General features: G+C 45.8%; 18 protein-coding genes and 1 pseudogene. 10 read left to right on the forward strand and 9 right to left on the reverse strand.

Annotated features, from left to right (window positions below; genetic code table 11):
• Positions 1-141 precede the first annotated feature (141 nt).
• Positions 142-1,107, forward strand: a complete 966-nt coding sequence (locus OSC7112_RS15620; protein ID WP_015176813.1) for an RluA family pseudouridine synthase — start codon at positions 142-144, stop codon at positions 1,105-1,107.
• Positions 1,108-1,137: 30 nt separating this feature from the next.
• A complete protein-coding gene (locus OSC7112_RS15625; RefSeq protein WP_015176814.1) occupies positions 1,138-1,572 on the forward strand; it encodes a hypothetical protein in 435 nt (144 codons plus the stop codon).
• A 355-nt stretch (positions 1,573-1,927) separates the two neighbouring features.
• On the opposite strand, the gene OSC7112_RS15630 is transcribed toward OSC7112_RS15625, so the two are convergent.
• Together OSC7112_RS15630 and OSC7112_RS15635 are read right to left on the reverse strand one after the other, a co-directional pair.
• Positions 1,928-2,686 (reverse strand): phycobilisome rod-core linker polypeptide, encoded by a 759-nt coding sequence (locus OSC7112_RS15630; RefSeq protein WP_015176815.1) that lies wholly within the window; start codon positions 2,684-2,686, stop codon positions 1,928-1,930.
• A gap of 279 nt (positions 2,687-2,965) precedes the next feature.
• Entirely contained in the window at positions 2,966-3,562 is a 597-nt protein-coding gene (locus OSC7112_RS15635) for a phycobiliprotein lyase (protein ID WP_015176816.1), read from the reverse strand.
• 227 nt (positions 3,563-3,789) lie between these two features.
• Between OSC7112_RS15635 and OSC7112_RS15640 the strand changes: the two genes are divergently transcribed.
• A complete protein-coding gene (locus OSC7112_RS15640) occupies positions 3,790-3,960 on the forward strand; it encodes an NblA/ycf18 family protein (protein WP_015176817.1) in 171 nt (56 codons plus the stop codon).
• Between the two features lie 232 nt (positions 3,961-4,192).
• On the opposite strand, the gene pstB is transcribed toward OSC7112_RS15640, so the two are convergent.
• From pstB to pstS, 4 genes are all read right to left on the reverse strand, one after another.
• A complete protein-coding gene (pstB, locus tag OSC7112_RS15650) occupies positions 4,193-4,993 on the reverse strand; it encodes a phosphate ABC transporter ATP-binding protein PstB (protein WP_015176818.1) in 801 nt (266 codons plus the stop codon).
• 91 nt (positions 4,994-5,084) lie between these two features.
• Complete coding sequence (pstA, locus tag OSC7112_RS15655) at positions 5,085-5,978, reverse strand: phosphate ABC transporter permease PstA (RefSeq protein ID WP_015176819.1); 894 nt, start codon at positions 5,976-5,978, stop codon at positions 5,085-5,087.
• Positions 5,979-6,012: 34 nt separating this feature from the next.
• Positions 6,013-6,969: a phosphate ABC transporter permease subunit PstC gene (pstC, locus tag OSC7112_RS15660; protein ID WP_015176820.1), complete on the reverse strand. Its 957-nt coding sequence runs from the start codon at positions 6,967-6,969 to the stop codon at positions 6,013-6,015.
• A 248-nt stretch (positions 6,970-7,217) separates the two neighbouring features.
• On the reverse strand, positions 7,218-8,405 hold the full coding sequence (gene pstS / locus OSC7112_RS15665) for a phosphate ABC transporter substrate-binding protein PstS (protein WP_041622559.1): 1,188 nt from the start codon (positions 8,403-8,405) through the stop codon (positions 7,218-7,220).
• 487 nt (positions 8,406-8,892) lie between these two features.
• Between pstS and OSC7112_RS15670 the strand changes: the two genes are divergently transcribed.
• From OSC7112_RS15670 to OSC7112_RS15705, 7 genes and pseudogenes are all read left to right on the forward strand, one after another.
• Positions 8,893-9,471 (forward strand): biotin transporter BioY, encoded by a 579-nt coding sequence (locus OSC7112_RS15670; RefSeq protein ID WP_006635529.1) that lies wholly within the window; start codon positions 8,893-8,895, stop codon positions 9,469-9,471.
• Between the two features lie 279 nt (positions 9,472-9,750).
• Entirely contained in the window at positions 9,751-10,260 is a 510-nt protein-coding gene (gene lspA / locus OSC7112_RS15675) for a signal peptidase II (protein ID WP_015176822.1), read from the forward strand.
• Between the two features lie 492 nt (positions 10,261-10,752).
• Entirely contained in the window at positions 10,753-12,390 is a 1,638-nt protein-coding gene (locus tag OSC7112_RS15685; protein WP_015176823.1) for a B12-binding domain-containing radical SAM protein, read from the forward strand.
• Between the two features lie 121 nt (positions 12,391-12,511).
• Positions 12,512-12,844, forward strand: a pseudogene (locus OSC7112_RS15690) (type II toxin-antitoxin system RelE/ParE family toxin).
• Positions 12,845-12,848: 4 nt separating this feature from the next.
• The gene (locus OSC7112_RS15695) at positions 12,849-13,202 is read left to right on the forward strand and encodes a helix-turn-helix domain-containing transcriptional regulator (protein ID WP_041622561.1); all 354 of its coding nucleotides are present in this window, start codon (positions 12,849-12,851) and stop codon (positions 13,200-13,202) included.
• 13 nt (positions 13,203-13,215) lie between these two features.
• Positions 13,216-13,677 carry an SRPBCC family protein gene (locus OSC7112_RS15700; protein ID WP_015176826.1) on the forward strand — a complete coding sequence of 154 codons (462 nt, stop codon included), beginning with the start codon at positions 13,216-13,218 and terminating at the stop codon, positions 13,675-13,677.
• Positions 13,661-13,849 carry a CPXCG motif-containing cysteine-rich protein gene (locus OSC7112_RS15705; protein WP_015176827.1) on the forward strand — a complete coding sequence of 63 codons (189 nt, stop codon included), beginning with the start codon at positions 13,661-13,663 and terminating at the stop codon, positions 13,847-13,849. Before OSC7112_RS15700 ends, OSC7112_RS15705 begins: the two co-directional genes overlap by 17 nt.
• Positions 13,850-13,853: 4 nt before the next feature.
• Here OSC7112_RS15705 and OSC7112_RS15710 read toward each other — a convergent pair whose 3' ends face one another.
• From OSC7112_RS15710 to OSC7112_RS15720, 3 genes are all read right to left on the reverse strand, one after another.
• Positions 13,854-14,606, reverse strand: coding sequence for a gamma-glutamyl-gamma-aminobutyrate hydrolase family protein (locus tag OSC7112_RS15710; RefSeq protein WP_015176828.1), 753 nt, complete (start codon positions 14,604-14,606; stop codon positions 13,854-13,856).
• Between the two features lie 199 nt (positions 14,607-14,805).
• Positions 14,806-15,465, reverse strand: a complete 660-nt coding sequence (locus tag OSC7112_RS15715; protein WP_015176829.1) for a hypothetical protein — start codon at positions 15,463-15,465, stop codon at positions 14,806-14,808.
• Positions 15,466-15,581: 116 nt separating this feature from the next.
• A complete protein-coding gene (locus OSC7112_RS15720) occupies positions 15,582-16,850 on the reverse strand; it encodes a slr1591 family oxidoreductase (protein ID WP_083888236.1) in 1,269 nt (422 codons plus the stop codon).
• Positions 16,851-16,852: the final 2 nt, after the last annotated feature.

Below are 16,852 nucleotides of genomic sequence, written 5' to 3' on the forward strand. Positions count from 1 at the left end.
GTTGAGGGGCCGGGATTTTTGTAGGGGCCGGTTCACCAACAATACCTGCCAACAATCTCCCATCCCAAAAACCCGCCCCGACCGGGATAGTATGGTTAATCGCTCGGACATGATATGATTACCGATTACCAAAGAAAGTAAATGATAGAAACAGACACTGCGGCACAGATTTACACAGTTGAAAATACAGGGGAATTAAATCAAAATAATGTCGATCGGCGATTAGATATTTGGCTGTCAAACCAGATACCGGACTTATCCCGATCGCGCATCCAAACCCTCATATCACAAGGTAACGTCAAAGTCAATGACGAAACCTGCACCTCGAAAAAAATATCAGTAAAAACGGGCGATCGCATCCACCTCACATTACCCGAAACCCAGCCCACTTCCTTGCAGCCCGAAGCAATTCCCCTCGACATTCTCTACGAAGACGACAGCCTAATTATCATCAACAAACCCGCCGGATTAGTCGTCCACCCAGCCGCCGGACACGCAGACGGTACATTAGTCAACGCCCTCTTAGCCCACTGTCCCCTAGCAGAAATAGGCGGAGTTCAGCGGCCGGGAATCGTCCACAGATTAGACAAAGATACAACAGGTGCGATCGCGATCGCCAAAACCGACATCGCTCACCAACACCTGCAAGCCCAACTCAAAACCAAAACGGCCCGCCGGGAGTATTTAGGCGTAGTTTACGGCACTCCCAGCACCGAAACAGGCACAATAGACTTACCCATCGGTCGGCATCCCACAGACCGCAAAAAAATGGCGGTAGTACCAGTAGAAAAAGGCGGTCGCCCTGCAGTTACTCACTGGACAATCAAAGAAAGAATCGGCAACTATTGCTTAATGCACTATCAATTAGAAACCGGCCGCACCCATCAAATTCGCGTGCATACAGCGGAAATAAAACATCCCATTGTCGGCGACCCGATGTACAGTTCCAACCGTTCTATCGGCGTCAATTTAACCGGACAAGCCCTCCACGCATGGCGGCTGACATTGCAGCATCCCGTAACCGGAGAATTAATAGAGGCGATCGCACCTTTGCCAGATCAATTCAACACCTTGTTGAAAATATTGCGGTTGCGGGCTAATATTTGATATTTTGGGCAGTTAACACTGGTAATTTCTATGTCTAAATTTGAGGAACTTTGTAAAGCTTACGCCGCATCCCGGCAAGCATACCGCGAATCCTGCGAAGCTTGTCAGGATTTTAGTGAAATTTTTATCCAGCAAATGAGCGATTATTTGGAATGCCCGATTCACAACCAAAATCAGAAGTTTGATGACAATGGGATACTGTATTTTGATGGTGCGATCGATGTTTGCGAAAATCCAGAAAATCCCCAAAAGGGCGATCGCGAAACAGTCGAAATATCTTTGAGTGTTAACAAAGTTATTGACAATTTTATTGTTACGGTTTATCCTTGGGGTCACGAATTCAAGATTCTCATTGATGAACCCAGACACTTTGAAGAAGCTTTTGAATACATTTTCGATCGGCTCCAATCAGCTTATACTGGCGTAAGTCTGTTACCGTCAGAACCAGATCCTTTACCTTTTTAATGACTAAATTCCTTACTATAAACATTTTTTCCGCTTTTTTTTTTCATTAAACTTCTTGCCTAAATCTTTGATACAAGAAGAAAACCGCAGATGAACGCAGATGAACGCAGATACATTTAAAGATAGGAGAGCGAAGAAGGGCTTCTATTCAACTGTAATATTTATCTGTTAAATCCCATACATTGCTGGTTGCCGAACTTCCTTTTTTCCCCAAAAAGTATGAGTCCCGAGTTTTGGATTCCAAGTTTATCAAAAAACTCAAACCTCAAAACTCAAGACTCAAAACTCTCTCAGCCTAAAAGCCGATCGATTCAGTCGATGCCCGACACAAATAATCGCATCAGGGCAGCATCAATTACCGACGACGGGGAACCATCGTGTCGATATTGATATTAGCTAGAGGCACGCGCTGCGGCGGAGTAGCAGGCAGGGGCATATTGCGCGCCATACCCAAATAGTTCGACGGATCGCCAGCCTTGGGCTGCTGTTCTTGAGGAACAAAACGGCGGACACTTGTCTGCCAGATGATTTGCGGGAAGCCAAGCTGCGAACGGTGGTACTCACCGTAGCGGGGCGTTTTTAAGTTGAAAGGAGTTTCCCCTCCAACTCGCTGAGGCAAAATTCGGCGCTGCTGGTAAGGTACGGTATCGTAGCCGAACTTATCCAGGTACTCTTCGCTATTGATCAACTCGTCAATAAAACCTTGAGGCCCCTTATTTGCTACCACGATCGACCAAGCAATCTTTTCGCGCTCGCTGTACACATCCCGGCCCAAAATGCGCTGCACGCACATTTCTACAAACCGATAGTTGCTGTTAGTTTGGTAATTCCGCTCTAGGAAAGGAGCCGAAATCGCCAAACCGCGAATAAAGTCCCGCACAGTAATTTGGCCGAACTTGAGTTGCGACTCCAAAGACTTTTGGCGGTTGCTCTTGAGGATTTGGTGTTCGCTGTAAATCTGGCGATATCCAGCCCAAATCAAATTTTCCATGTCTCCAGACGAGAGCACATTTTCAGTTGTGAAAATTCTGGGCTGCTCGTCGCTCCCTGTTTCAAAACCAGCTACGCGCTGGTTTTGGCTTTTGGGGGCGTAGTTTATCAAAGGTAGCGCCACGTTAAAATCTCCGTTATCTCAAATTTCAGAAATAGTTGACACCGCGAGCTGCCAGCATAACGGATACAACTAACCAACATACAGATTAGGGGATTCCCGCAATCTAAATCTGATTTTCCTGAATTTTTGCAACAATCTGTAACATTTGTTGACGGTTGTCAGTTGACTGTTGACTGTTGTCAGTGGGCAGTGGGCAGTGGGCAGTGGGCAGTCAACACTCAACAATCAACACTCAACAGTCAGCAGTCAGCAGTCAACATCCAACAGCCAACAGCCAAATTACCACCCCAGAGCCGAATAAAACTCGCTGCCGGCCACTCGATCTGCTGCGGGTTCTGATGTTGCATCCGAGTCTGGTTGCACCCGAATTTCGGTACAAAATGTCGATGTGCTGAAACCGCCAAAGCGCTTTACGGTACTCGTCCGCATCCGCACGTTCGGATTAGCAAACCAAAAACGCTCGATCGAACTCATCGTCTCGTATTCCGTAATCAGCAGCAGCCCATCCTCGTCATCCATCTCAAAACGGCCAGCCACCGGCACAATTTCCGCATAGCCCCGTTCGCGCAACATCAAACCCTGCCGGGGATTTTCAGGATCGGGGACGATCGCGAACACCGTAGACCCTTTATGATTCTCATCATCCTTATCCCACGCCATCGAGCCGTGCCAAGTCACAAAAGCCCCCCCAGCAGCCCGGCTCGGATCGACTTCGTGCATCTTGCAAATCTCCGCGACTCGCGCGTCATCCGCACCCAGGGCCGTTACCTGAATATTTGAATCCCCAATCTCCGCTTGGCGGAAAGCCAGGTGGTGAGTGCTGCGCTGCGATCGCCACTCCCCAGCACTGCTCTGAAAAAACTCCATTGCATCCATACAAACTATCTCCTTTGGCTTAGGCTTCCCGGTCTTTACGCCTTTTTATGATAGAGCTCCCCCCACTTAGATGTACTTTTGCTACACAAATTAGTCTCAAAATGTGTACTTTGGACATATTGTCAAGCGAATGTTATGATAGTTTACAATGTAGGAGACACAAAAAATCCTGCAAAACGTCATCCCGATCCGTCTCGCAGCGATATCAGCAAACTGGAGGAGCTATTATGGATATGCCTACAACCAGTCTCAGTATGGAGCAGCAGTTCAAACTGCAAGTGCTACGCGAACAAGTCAAAAGCTTAAGCCAAGACCAAGCTCAGGAATACTTGCTCGAAGTTATGCGGCAAAACATGGTCAAAGAAAACCTGTTAAAACATTGGATGAAGAATATGTGAACTCTTCAGAATTTCTTGACAAAAATCAGTGGCTTGTATCTGCAAAAAGTACGATCGAGCTTTTAATCATAAAATCCAGAATCCCGCTTTCTCCAAGAAAACGGGATTCTCAATTCAGAAAAGTTTTACGCGGTTTTTTTTGTCGCTACCAAACTCAGCAAATTAAATGTTTTTAGTCTCAAGCGAGAGGGACGACAGTTTGCGTAGCGACAGGTTGAAACCTGTCGGGGACTCAACCAAAACGGCCGCTGACATAATCTAAAGTAGACTCTTCCTTCGGACTTTGGAAAATTACCTCAGTCTTGTCACACTCCACAAGATAGCCAAACCGCTTCCCATCGTCAGAAAGTTTAGCATTAAAAAAAGCAGTCAGGTCAGAAACCCGAGAAGCCTGCTGCATATTGTGAGTAACGATCACAATCGTATACTTCTCCTTGAGTTCCCGCATCAACTCCTCAATCTTAATCGTAGAAATCGGGTCAAGAGAAGCGCAAGGTTCATCCATTAACACTACATCAGGATTAATCGCGATCGCCCTAGCAATACACAAACGCTGCTGCTGGCCACCCGAAAGAGAAAAACCGCTTTGCTTCAACTTATCCTTCACCTCATCCCACAAATAAGCTTGGCGGAGCGACTTCTCCACCAGCTCATCCATATCCCCCTTATAATTGTTCACCCTCGCACCGTAGGCAATATTGTCATAAATCGACTTCGGGAAAGGATTCGGCTTTTGGAATACCATCCCAATCTTGCGGCGCACCTCTACAGCATCAATATCAGGAGCGTAAAGATTTTGACCGTAGTAATCAATTCTACCCTCTAAACGAAAACCGTTAACTAAATCGTTGAGGCGGTTAAAACACCGCAGAATTGTACTTTTACCGCAGCCAGACGGCCCTATCAAAGCAGTAATTCGATTTTTAGGAATCTCCATACAAACATTTTTAACCGCGTGAAAAGCGCCGTAAAAAATATTGATATTTTCTGTCCGTAAAATTGTTTCCGTTTGCTTGTCTAAATCCATCATCATACAGGTAAAAATCCTCTCAAATTTTACTCAAGACCTGGGTTACATTCGGCCTTCACCATAAGTGCATGAATGCCTGTTTACAACTCACCCTTCAATACACTTTTTTGTGAGTAGCCCAGCGAGAAAGAATACTCGTCAATAAAACCATAAAGACCAAAATCAAAGATGCCGCCCAGGCCAATTCTTTCTGTGCCTTAAAAGGAACCGTTGCAAAGTTGTACACCAGAACCGAAAGACTCGGAGTTGGCTTATCAAATCCTGCAGGCCAGAAAGGCGAATTCAGCGCCGTGAAAATCAGAGGAGCAGTTTCTCCGGCAGCGCGAGCAATTGCCAGAGTCACACCCGTTAAAATAGCCGGAATTGCCGCAGGCAAAACCACCAGCAACACTGTCTGATAATTAGAAGCACCCACACCAACCGACGCCCATCTAATATCTTGCGGGACGATTTGTAGAGCTTCATCAGTAGTCCGCACAATCGTCGGCAACATCAGCACGGCAAGCGCCGCGCCCCCTGCAATTGCCGAAAAACCTCCCATATTTACCACGAACAAACCGTAGGCAAATACCCCGGCAATAATCGAAGGAACGCCGCTGAGGACATTAGTAGCAAAGCGTACCCAGCGAGCGACTTGGCCGCTGCTGAACTCCGACAAATAAACTGCTGCCAATACACCAAAAGGAACAGCAATTAAAGAAGCAATTCCCACCGTCATCAATGTACCGAGAATTGCATTAGCAATACCGCCTCCCGATAGTCCGGGCGGCGGTGGCAGCTTGGTAAACAAGTCTAAATTCAGGCGATTGAAACCTTGTACCGTGACATAGGAAAGAACTGCAAACAAAGGCAGCAGAGTAATGGCCAGACTAGCTCCAGCGAGTACAGTCATCCCCAGACTAAACAGCGCTTGCGGGCTGTTTTTAACCTTCTTTAAACTGCCTGTTTTCGATACCAAAGGATTCTCATTGGAGACGCTATTTGACATAAACTAAAACTATGTAGGAAATGGCGGTCAACTTCTAGTTGTACTTCGCTCTTACTTGAGAAACAATCCACTCTGCCAAAATATTAACAATCAGCGTCAGAATAAACAGAATTAGCCCCGTGTACATCAGAGCAGCAACTTGCAATCCCGAAGCTTCCGCAAACTGATTTGCCATCAGAGAAGCAATAGTATTTGCCGGAGCTAGCACAGAAAGACTTAACTGATTGGAATTGCCAATTAACAGAGTTGCAGCCATTGTTTCTCCCATCGCGCGACCGAGCCCGAGCATAATTCCGCCGACAATGCCGGAAAAAGCCGCCGGTACGAGCACTCTAAAAATGGTTGTCCAGCGAGTTGCTCCTAAACCTAGAGATGCTTGTCGCAATTCTGGCGGGAGACTTGCTAAAGAGTCGCGGGAGATAGCAGTAATAATGGGCAAAGTCATGATTCCCAAAATTACTCCGGCTGGCAACATTCCCGGGCCGACTGGCGGAGTGCTAAAAATCGGCAGCCATCCGAAGTTACTGTTGAGAAACTTTCCGACAGTGCTAATAATGGGAATCAATACAGCAATTCCCCACAAACCGTAGACTACGCTGGGAATGGCAGCTAAAAGTTCTACTAAAAAAACTAAAGCTGTACGCACTGGCAGCGGCAAAAAATCTTCGCTCAAGAAGATGGCAGTCCCTACTCCTAATGGTACTGCAATTAGGAGCGCGATCGCCGAACTGACGATCGTCCCGTAAATCATCGGCAGCGCGCCGTACTCTTCTTTAACCGGATTCCAGCTACTGCCAAACAGAAAGCCCAAACCGTACTGTTGAATCGCAGGTAAAGCCCTGTAAGCAACGGTGAGGGCGATTGCCAGCAAAATTACACCAACTCCTATTCCCAAAATCCGCGTCAGCCAGATAAAGCCTTGGTCTAAGGATTTTTCTGCTTGAGAGCGCGATCGGCTCTCTGATGGAGCGCTGTGATTATCTGAAATCATAGAAAAAAAAACCAAATATATAGTAGCGGAAAATAGCCTGTTTCGGAAAAAGCTAGAAGGAAGCAGAAAGAAAGACCATAAATAAAATCAAAGAGAGAGGGGCGGGTTTATTAATCCCCTGAGTTTTCAACAAATATTTCTGGTAAAACCCGCCCCTACAGAAATATCTCTCTTTTTTTCTTCCGTCTTCCGTCTTCCGTCTTCCGTCTTCCGTCTTCCGTCTTCCCTCTTCCTTCTTCCTTCAATTGCTATTTGGCAACCTCAATCTTATAGTCTGGGCTGATACCGTCAGCGGCCGTGGCTACTTTTTCTTTAACGTTTTGGGGCAGAGGAACGTAGCCCAATTCGGAACTAACTTTTTGACCTTCATTCAAGCCGTATTCAATCATGGCCTCGACGGCTTTAGCTTTGTTGGGGTCAGCCACTGTTTTGGGTACGAGCATCCAAGTGTAGCTAACTATAGGATAGGAGTCTGCCCCTTCCGGATCGGAAATGAACGCCCGGAGATTCTCCGGTAGTACCACTGCTTCAAGGGTTTTTGCCCCCGCTGCGTCGGTGTACACTACAAAATTGCCGGCTTTATTTTCCAGGGCAGCAAACTGGACATTGTTGTTCTTGGCGTAGCCGTACTCAATGTAGCCTATAGCGCCAACGGTTTGTTGAATAGAAGCCGTGACACCTTCATTCCCCTTGCCGCCAAGCTTACCGGGAGAAGGCCACTCTACTGTCTTGCCTTCCCCTACTTTTTCTTTCCATTCTGGACTGATGGCGCTGAGGTGTTTCGTGAACACTCCTGTCGTGCCACTGCCGTCAGAACGGTGTACAACTGTGATATTTTGGTCTGGCAGTTTAGCGCCTGGGTTAGCAGCAGCAATTTTGGGGTCGTTCCACTTGGTGATGTTCCCCAAGAAGATATTTGTGTAAACGTCTCTCGGCAACTTCAGTTCGGGTACGTCAGGTAGGTTGTAGCCGAGCACGATGCTACCAGCCGACATCGGCAGCATGAGCAGGCCTTTGTCCGGCGGCACCTTGGCAATTTCCTCGTCATTCATGGCGGTGTCGCTGGCTCCAAAGTCTACTGTGCCTTTGGTAAACTGTTCGACTCCGGCGCCGCTGCCCACTGACTGATAATTGATCTGTAATTTGGGGTTGGTTGTGTTGAAATCTTGAAACCAACGCTGGTAGAGGGGGGCAGGAAATGTCGCGCCGGCACCCGTCAGGGCTACGTCTGAGGCTAGGGCGAGTTTGGTGTTTGCTGCTGTGCCGGTGGCTGCAACGGGGGATGCGCCGGGGGATGCTGCGGTGTCGCCGGGGCTGGGGCTGCTGCTTGTGGTTGTGCTGCCACCGCCGCAAGCTGCTAAACTCAGGGCGATCGCCATAGCGGAAATTGCAGTAGTCACACGGTTTGAATTAATCAAGTTGAGACGAAAAAGCATAGGTATAAAAAATCTGCGATCGTTATAGGGGTGTCCCGCATCAGCATAGCGCGCAAAAGTAAAGATTAGGTTAAGAATCTTTACACTTAATGGCAATTTAATATTAATTAATATTATTAATGTTATTTATGCTCTTGACAGTCTTGACTTTATAAGGTACAGAGCGGATAAATTGGTACGGAAACCAGCATTCGATCGCCCGATCGCGAAAAATTCCCCATTAAATTATCACAAGATCCAGGCTTGAGAACCAGAAAACCATACAATGGTGGTTATTTTGACAGTAGTGCTAGTATTAAGAATTTAAAAGCTGCGGGCATTGAAGCTGGCATCTGACAAATGCCTTCTGACGAATGCCGTTTGATGATATAGCAACCGCCCTGACGGTTAGGACGTTCTTAATTGCACAAACATAAACGGTCGATTGCAACTTCGGTCTTCCTTCTTTCTTCTTCCTTCTTCCTTCTTTCTTCTTCCTTCTGCTATAATGCCTGCTCCTATTGAATTAATCTGGGCTGTTATTGGTTTGCTCCTGACGATAGGAGGCACTTTTTTGCCTGCATCTGTCACAATTCCGATTGGGTTGTGGGACGATCGAGGACTTCAGGCGTACTCTTTAGGTGTTACGTATCAAATTGGAGCCGTCTTGCTAGTAGGCTGCATGGGGGGGAAAAATGCTGCTGCTCTCTCGCAAATTGCTTATTTGGCATTAGGATTAACTTTGTGGCCAGTTTTTTCTCAAGGCGGCGGCATCGGCTATCTCAAAGAAGCGAGTTTTGGGTATTTGCTGGGTTTTGTGCCTGGTGCTTGGGTGTGCGGCTGGGTGGCTTTTAAGGTGGCTTCGCGGCTGGAATCTATGGCTTTTAGCTGTTTGTGCGGTTTGTTCACTGTTCACGCGATCGGCTTAATTTATCTAATTTTTACTTACTGGCTGCCTCCGGCAAAAAAAACACCTTTATTCGATGAGATTCTTAAATATTCGGTTTATCCTCTGCCGGGACAATTGGCGGTAGTTTGTGCGATCGCAGTGCTGTCATTTACTTTGCGCCGCTTGATGTTTTATTAATTGCGAAGGAAGTTCGGCAACGGATTCTGTAACGGATGTAACGGATGTCAGGATGAAGCATGAAGGATGAAGCATGAAGGATGAAGCATGAAGGATGAAGCATGAAGCATGAGGTAACTGGTAATTGTGCAAAATAAGGTTATACTATACATTGCGAAACGGGAGAGTCCTCTCGCTGCGGCTGGGATTGCTTTACTGCACTGCATTCTGCTCGCAATGACAAGTGAGATTGGAGTAAATTCTCTCATGCCCGATGCCCCATTTTCTATTGCTTAATTCATGCGTTTTAAAAGAAATCCCTTGTTCTGGGTGGCTGCTGTTATCAGTTTAGTTTTAGACCACCTGACTAAGTTTTGGGTGGTACAAAATTTTGACTTGACGGTTCCTCCGCAGACGCAGGCGCTGTTACCTGGGGTGTTTCACTTCACTTATGTTGTTAATACCGGTGCGGCTTTTAGTCTGTTCAGCAATGGCGGGGCGATTTGGTTGCGCTGGCTGTCTTTGGGCGTTAGTGTCGGATTGATTGTGCTGGCTTGGTTCGGGCCGCGAATTAACCGCTGGGAACAAGCTGGCTACGGTTTGATTTTGGGGGGAGCACTGGGGAACGGGATCGATCGATTTGTTTCGGGTCACGTTGTAGATTTTATCGATTTTCGGATAATTCGGTTCCCCGTATTTAATCTAGCCGATGTGTTTATTAATGCTGGGATTATCTGTTTGCTGATTGCAACTTTTCACAGTGCACCGCCGCCGAGAAGGCAAGACGATGGCGATTCTATTTCAGACTAACTTTCAACAAGTCAATCGATTTTAGATTTTAGATTTTCGATTAACCACCCACGGGCTGTACCGTTCTCAGGTTTATCGGAGACCGAGCTTTTTTTGCCGATCCACTGATGAATCCGGCGGCTTGGCAACCAATTGCTTTCGGTCAATCGATTTTCGATTTTCGATTTTCGATTTTCGATTAACCCACCCACGGGCTGTACCGTTTGCTTTCGGTCATTTTTCAGTTGTCTGTTACCAGAAGGTGTAGGTGTCAACTTAAGGTTAGAGTCATTTATGAGCTATAATTAAATTTTTTATTGCTAAGGCTAAACTTGCCCGCGCTCAAAAGCAATTTGGTCACAAACCCCTGGATTTATCCGTGGGATAAAATCCCAAATCTAAAATCTAAAATCTAAATTATCAAATCTAAAATCTAAAATCTAAAATCTAAATTCCCAAATCTAAAATCTAAATTCCCAAATCTAAAATCTAAAATCTAAAATCTAAAATCGGATGACTCCTAATCCATTTGCCCAAGAACGCTTACTATTTGCCCCAGCCACCCCCGATGCTGATGCTATCCCGACTATTTTTGCTTTTCCCAACGAGTACACCGTGGGTATTACCAGTCTCGGCTATCAGATTGTGTGGGCAACTTTGGCTGTGCGATCCGATATTGAAGTCAGCCGTTTATTTACTGATATCCGCGAACAACTTCCCCGACATCCAGAATTACTGGGATTTTCGCTTTCTTGGGAACTAGACTATGTAAATATTCTAAATTTATTGGAATCTCTAGAAATTCCGATTTGGGCGTCACAACGAACCGATCATCATCCGATAGTATTCGGCGGTGGCCCGGTTTTTACTGCTAATCCAGAACCTTTTGCAGATTTTTTTGATGTGATTTTGCTGGGAGATGGCGAACATCTCATTGACAATTTTATTGATGCTTGTAAAGAAGTCCGTACCGCCGACAGACAAACTAAATTGCGGCATTTAGCCCAAGTTCCGGGGGTTTACGTTCCCAGTTTGTACGAAGTAACTTATCTGGATGTGGCTGAGGGGATTAAATCGATTCAGCCTGTCGATTCGGGAATTCCCAGTATGGTTGAAAAACAGACTTATCGCGGCAATACTTTATCTGCTTCCACTGTGGTGACAGAAAAAGCAGCTTGGGAAAATATTTACATGGTGGAAGTGGTTCGGAGTTGTCCAGAAATGTGCCGTTTTTGTTTGGCAAGTTATCTGACTTTGCCGTTTAGGACTGCGAGTTTGGAGGGTTCGCTAATTCCGGCGATCGATCGCGGTTTAGCTGTGACTAATCGTTTGGGTTTGTTGGGTGCTTCGGTCACTCAGCACCCGGAATTTGAAGAGTTGCTGGATCATTTGAATCATCCGAAATACGACGGCGTGCGGCTGAGTCTTTCTTCGGTAAGGACGAATACCGTGACAGTTAAATTGGCAGAAATCTTGACAAACAGAGACAGCAAATCTGTGACGATTGCGGTGGAAAGCGGGAGCGATCGCCTCCGCAAAATCGTTAACAAAAAACTCACAAATGACGAAATAATCCAAGCTGCTATCAATGCTAAAGCGGGCGGTTTAAAAGGGATTAAGCTTTACGGAATGGCGGGAATTCCCGGTGAAGAAATCGAGGATTTAGAGGAAACGGTGGCGATGATGCGGGGGATTAGAAAAGCTGTTCCCGGTTTGCGGTTGACTCTGGGATGCAGCACTTTTGTCCCGAAATCTCACACTCCTTTTCAGTGGTTTGGAGTGAATAAAGATGCGGAGAAGAGGCTGAAGTTTTTAGATAAAGAATTGCGGAAGTTGGGTTTAGAATTTAGACCTGAAAGCTATAACTGGTCGGTGATTCAGGGTTTGTTGTCAAAGGGCGATCGGCGGTTGTCTCGGCTGTTGGAATTAGTGCGCCATTACGGCGATACTTTGGGCAGTTATCGGCGGGCTTTTAAGGAATTGCGGGGACAGTTGCCGGAGATGGATTTTTATGTTTTTCAAGAGTGGGAATTGGACCAGGTTTTGCCTTGGAGTCATTTAAAAGGGCCGCTACCGGAGGCGACTTTGAAGAAGCATTTGGCTGAGGCGATGAGTCATTTTAGGACGAAGGATTTGCAGTTTACTAGTTAAGAAATAGCGGACGCGAAAGTGCGTTAGCGAAGCCATCGAAGAGGATCGCATCTTTGCAAGTAAGTAGATTGAAAGCTAACTTAACAAGATAAAATAAGGAGCGACGTACTATAATACAATTATGCCAGAAGTTCAACCCAAGGAAATTCAGCGTTATGTCACCTCAGATGGCAGAGTACCTTTCGCTGAGTGGTTTGATTCCTTCAAAGATACAAACACTCAAGCCAAGATTCGATCTAGGCTAAATCGGGTTGTTACTGGTAATTTGGGAGACTATCGTTCAGTTGGAGAAGGAGTTTGCGAACTCAGAATAGAGTATGGCCCTGGTTTCCGAATCTATTTTGGGTAAGTTGGAACAACAATTGTGCTTCTCCTCTGCGGTGGAGATAAAAGCACTCAAAACCGAGATATCCTCCAAGCAAAAGAATACTGGACAGATTACAACAGGATTTAAAACAATGGCTAAAAGTATTCCAGATCATCCGTTTTTGATTGAATCTCTGAGAAAAAATCCGGCATTGTCAGCCGCCTATATAACGGCAACTATAGAGGAAATCGACCCGGAACCTGAATTGCTGAAACTTGCTCTGGGCGATGTAGCAGAAGCTTTGGGTCAACCGAAAATGACTCCTGAAGAATATGAATTGCACTTAAAAAAACTGGATGAATTGCTATCGCAGCAAGGAAGTGATGCGATTTATAATCTGGGAACTTGGCTGAATGCTTTGGGATTGAAACTAACTGTTGCTGTTTGTACTGATACAGAGGATAATACTGCAAATGCTGAAACGCGATCGGAAATAACTGTTTAACTTAATCTAGAAAATGCCTAATTTTCGATATTCATCCCTAATTAATGCCACCGTTGAAGCAGTCTGGAACTTTCACGAAAGACCGGACATTCTGCAACTTTTGACTCCGCCTTGGCAACCGGTGAAAATCATTCGCCGCGAAGGGGGACTCGATGTGGGTGCTGTATCAGAATTTCGCCTGTTATTGGGGCCGATTCCTGTAAAATGGGTGGCGACTCACACTGAGTGCGAACAATATCGCTTGTTTGTTGATGAACAAACGGAGGGGCCGATGGCAAGTTGGACTCACCGACACGAGTTTACCTCAGAAAATGGCAAGACTAGATTGACAGATGCGATCGCATTTTCGATTCCGGGCGGCCCGATTGTCGATTTGCTGTTAGGTTGGTGGGTGGAAATGCGGTTAACAGATATGTTTCGCTACCGCCACGAAGTCACAAAAAGAGAGTGCGAGAAAAATGCAAACAACGGCTGAATATTACTGTGCTTTCTGCGGCGAACCGAGTACAACGTTTGTTGATATCAGCGCCGGAATGGAGCAATCTTATATCGAAGATTGTCAGGTTTGCTGTCGCCCGAATGTTCTGTATGTCCGAATAGATGAAGATACCCTGGATATTGAAATAGATACTGACTATCAAGAATAAGCGACTATAAAAATGTATGAATTGCCTTTGATGCTGACTTGGTAGAATTCATAAATTTTGAAGCTGCTGCTTCTACGAAAGCCTGAAAAATTCGAGAGTTAAACGAACAGTTTGGCGACATTTCCGGGTGCCATTGAATTGCTATCATCCAAGGGTGAGAGCAGTGTTCCATTGCTTCTACCAAAGTGTCAGGTGCATTTGCTACTATTTGCCAATCGGATGTTACCTTCCGCACTGCTTGATGATGCCAGGAAACAACTGTTGTTGAAGTTTTTCCCATAATTTTTGCTAGCCGACTGTTGGGATCAATTTCAATGGTATGCTCGATCGCACGCGGGGGAATTCCCGATCCGTGATTAACCTCGTCTCCGTAAGCATCCGGTACGTGAATCACCAAACTGCCGCCGCTGGCTACGTTCAAAATTTGCATTCCCCGGCAAATCCCCAACACAGGTATGTCAGCCTTCAAAGCTAGCTTTGCTAAGTTTAATTCAAAATTGTCGCGTTCTGCATTAACCGAGTAAACTGTGCGATCGACATAACCGCCATAAAGTTCTGGGTTGATATCTCCGCCCCCGGAAAAAATCAAACCATCTACTGCATCCAAAATACTAGCCGGATCTAATTGATTGGGGGGCAGTAAAATCGGAATGCCACCAGCCGCCTGAATTGCATCAATATAAGTTCCATTTAAGCGATATTCGCCTGCTGGACAGCGGTTGTATGTTGTGATGCCAACAATAGGAAATTTTTTCATTTGCTAGAGACTGGGAGATAATTATGTACATTAATACTCAGATTTGGCACTATTTGTAATCAGTGTTTCATGGGCGGGCTAGAACCCCACTCCACAATAAAACTTACTTACTTATTGTGAAACAGGCATCTTGCCTGTTTCTTGTCTGATTACTTGTGATTGATTCCTACATTAAACTGAAACTTCTCTGCACTGCTGTCTAATTTGTAACAGTTTTAGTATGAGTTTCCGGCAGCGGTTTGCGCGTACACAGATAAGCCAACGGCCCGAACAGCGGTACCAATGTTACTGCCCAAAATGCTGTAGAACTCTGCATTCCTCGGCGCTCCATATCGTCTCCTAATAAGGCAGGAAATAGTATGCACAGCATACAAAAATCTAAACTCATTACGTGGATAAAACGGCTGGTTTGCCACTGTCTAATAAAATCATACCAATCGCCTTTTGTCAAGCCAAAGGCAACTAAACCAACAGCAGCTAATGTTAAGAAAATTCCCGTAAAACGGGAGTCTAATATCTTTAAAAAGATATTTTTATGACCGGGAAATTCTGGATTCGGCTGGCGCAGGGCTAAATAAGGCAGCAAGGCAAATGCGCCGACGCCAAAGGATAAAACGGCAAATAGCCATGCAGGTATTTTCTGCCCCCTGCCGTCAGCAAATAAGACGCAACTGTAGATGAGCGGCCAGACTCCCATGATGTTGAACAACGCTACAATTAAAGGGTTGATGTCTGCTATTTTGCCTGTGGAAAGATTTGTAATTAGTGTGATGGTTTCTGGGCTGTCGGGTGGTGCAAATACAAAGGCGTAGGTGCTAAATGCAATCCAAAGCAGCCAAAATCCAATTTTTCGGAACATAGTTAGTTTTTGTTACTTCTGATATTACTATAGCAAGCTAAAAGGGTTTTTGAATAAGACTTTTTTATTGACCGCAGAGGACGCAGAGGAAGAGAGGAGAATATCTGAATGTATTGCTATTTGGTATTGCGGGTTTTGCGCAGATTGCTAAATTTTTGCATAAATTGGCGATCGATCCAATCTTTCCAGTACCACAGCAGCGCCGATTCCCACATGAAAGATCCGCGAGATGCGATCGCCCTTTTATTCCCAGTACCAATTAACCCTAAGTATTGTTCCTGCGGTGCAAAGGGTTTCAGCGGTTTTTCCAATAAAAACTGCTGCAAATTTTCAAACAGCGGTTTGCCCTGACGCACGGCAAACACGCCTGCTTTGGGACGGGGATAATTAACCATCGCAGCGATATCTCCCGCCCCAAATACGTTGGGGTGAGAGACTGATTGCAGGCAATCGTTGACTTGCATAAAGCCGTTTGAGTCGGCTGCTAAACCGGATTCTCTTATCCAATTGGCTGCGGATGCTTGTGTTACCCAAAAAATGCGATCGCACTTTAATTCTAAACCAGATTTACAGGAAATTTGGTAATCAGTAATTGTGATTTGGCAATGGGTTTCCCTCTCCATCTTTTCTACAGCACAGACTTTTTCCTTTAAATGCAATTGAATGCCGCGACTGATGAGAATTTCTTGAAGGCGTCGGCGCACCCGCTGATTGTGTCCCTGCATCAATTCAGGACCGCTGTGAAACAAATGAATTTCTAATTCTTCTTCTTTCTTCCCCCTTCCCTTTTCTCTCTTACGTCTTTCCTTGTACCTTAATATCCATCCCTTAAATCCGTTACACAATCCGTTCCCGAACCCCTCTTCCTTCCCCAATCGAGATTGCATATTTAATGCTAATTCTACGCCGCCTGCACCGCCGCCTACAATCGCTATCCGCAGCGGTTTTTGGGGATGGTTTGGTCTTTCGGAAATTAACTGATTCCAGCTAGCTAAAAACTCCGGTACCGGTTTAGCTGCAATTGCATATTCTGCGGCACCCGGTACAGATAAAGTCGCAGGAGTGCTGCCGATATCCACAGAAAGCACATCAAAATTAACCGGAGGGCGAGTTTGACAAATAACTAAATTTTTGTTAAGGTCGATCGCGATCGCCAGATCGGTTAATATTTGACACCCGGCAAATTCCGCGAGCGATCGCAAATCGATGTGACATTGATCGTAATCGTAAAACCCGGCAACGTGCCCCGGCAGCATCCCCGAATAAGGCGCGTGCAGCACGTCGCTAATCAGAGTCAAACGCACACCGGGCAGCGGTTTGATACCGAACATTTTTAATACGATAGCATGACTGTGACCGCCGCCAATTAACACTAAATGTTTCACAA

The sequence above is a fragment of the Oscillatoria nigro-viridis PCC 7112 genome (assembly GCF_000317475.1).
Classification (GTDB): domain Bacteria; phylum Cyanobacteriota; class Cyanobacteriia; order Cyanobacteriales; family Microcoleaceae; genus Microcoleus; species Microcoleus nigroviridis.

Coding starts and splice junctions, on each gene's coding strand:
- OSC7112_RS15620 (WP_015176813.1), top strand. CDS start 142: ATGATAGAAACAGACACTGCGGCACAGATTTACACAGTTGAAAATACA.
- OSC7112_RS15625 (WP_015176814.1), top strand. CDS start 1,138: ATGTCTAAATTTGAGGAACTTTGTAAAGCTTACGCCGCATCCCGGCAA.
- OSC7112_RS15635 (WP_015176816.1), bottom strand. CDS start 3,562: ATGGATGCAATGGAGTTTTTTCAGAGCAGTGCTGGGGAGTGGCGATCG.
- OSC7112_RS15640 (WP_015176817.1), top strand. CDS start 3,790: ATGGATATGCCTACAACCAGTCTCAGTATGGAGCAGCAGTTCAAACTG.
- pstB (WP_015176818.1), bottom strand. CDS start 4,993: ATGATGATGGATTTAGACAAGCAAACGGAAACAATTTTACGGACAGAA.
- pstA (WP_015176819.1), bottom strand. CDS start 5,978: ATGTCAAATAGCGTCTCCAATGAGAATCCTTTGGTATCGAAAACAGGC.
- pstC (WP_015176820.1), bottom strand. CDS start 6,969: ATGATTTCAGATAATCACAGCGCTCCATCAGAGAGCCGATCGCGCTCT.
- pstS (WP_041622559.1), bottom strand. CDS start 8,405: ATGCTTTTTCGTCTCAACTTGATTAATTCAAACCGTGTGACTACTGCA.
- OSC7112_RS15670 (WP_006635529.1), top strand. CDS start 8,893: ATGCCTGCTCCTATTGAATTAATCTGGGCTGTTATTGGTTTGCTCCTG.
- lspA (WP_015176822.1), top strand. CDS start 9,751: ATGCGTTTTAAAAGAAATCCCTTGTTCTGGGTGGCTGCTGTTATCAGT.
- OSC7112_RS15685 (WP_015176823.1), top strand. CDS start 10,753: ATGACTCCTAATCCATTTGCCCAAGAACGCTTACTATTTGCCCCAGCC.
- OSC7112_RS15695 (WP_041622561.1), top strand. CDS start 12,849: ATGGCTAAAAGTATTCCAGATCATCCGTTTTTGATTGAATCTCTGAGA.
- OSC7112_RS15700 (WP_015176826.1), top strand. CDS start 13,216: ATGCCTAATTTTCGATATTCATCCCTAATTAATGCCACCGTTGAAGCA.
- OSC7112_RS15705 (WP_015176827.1), top strand. CDS start 13,661: ATGCAAACAACGGCTGAATATTACTGTGCTTTCTGCGGCGAACCGAGT.
- OSC7112_RS15710 (WP_015176828.1), bottom strand. CDS start 14,606: ATGAAAAAATTTCCTATTGTTGGCATCACAACATACAACCGCTGTCCA.
- OSC7112_RS15715 (WP_015176829.1), bottom strand. CDS start 15,465: ATGTTCCGAAAAATTGGATTTTGGCTGCTTTGGATTGCATTTAGCACC.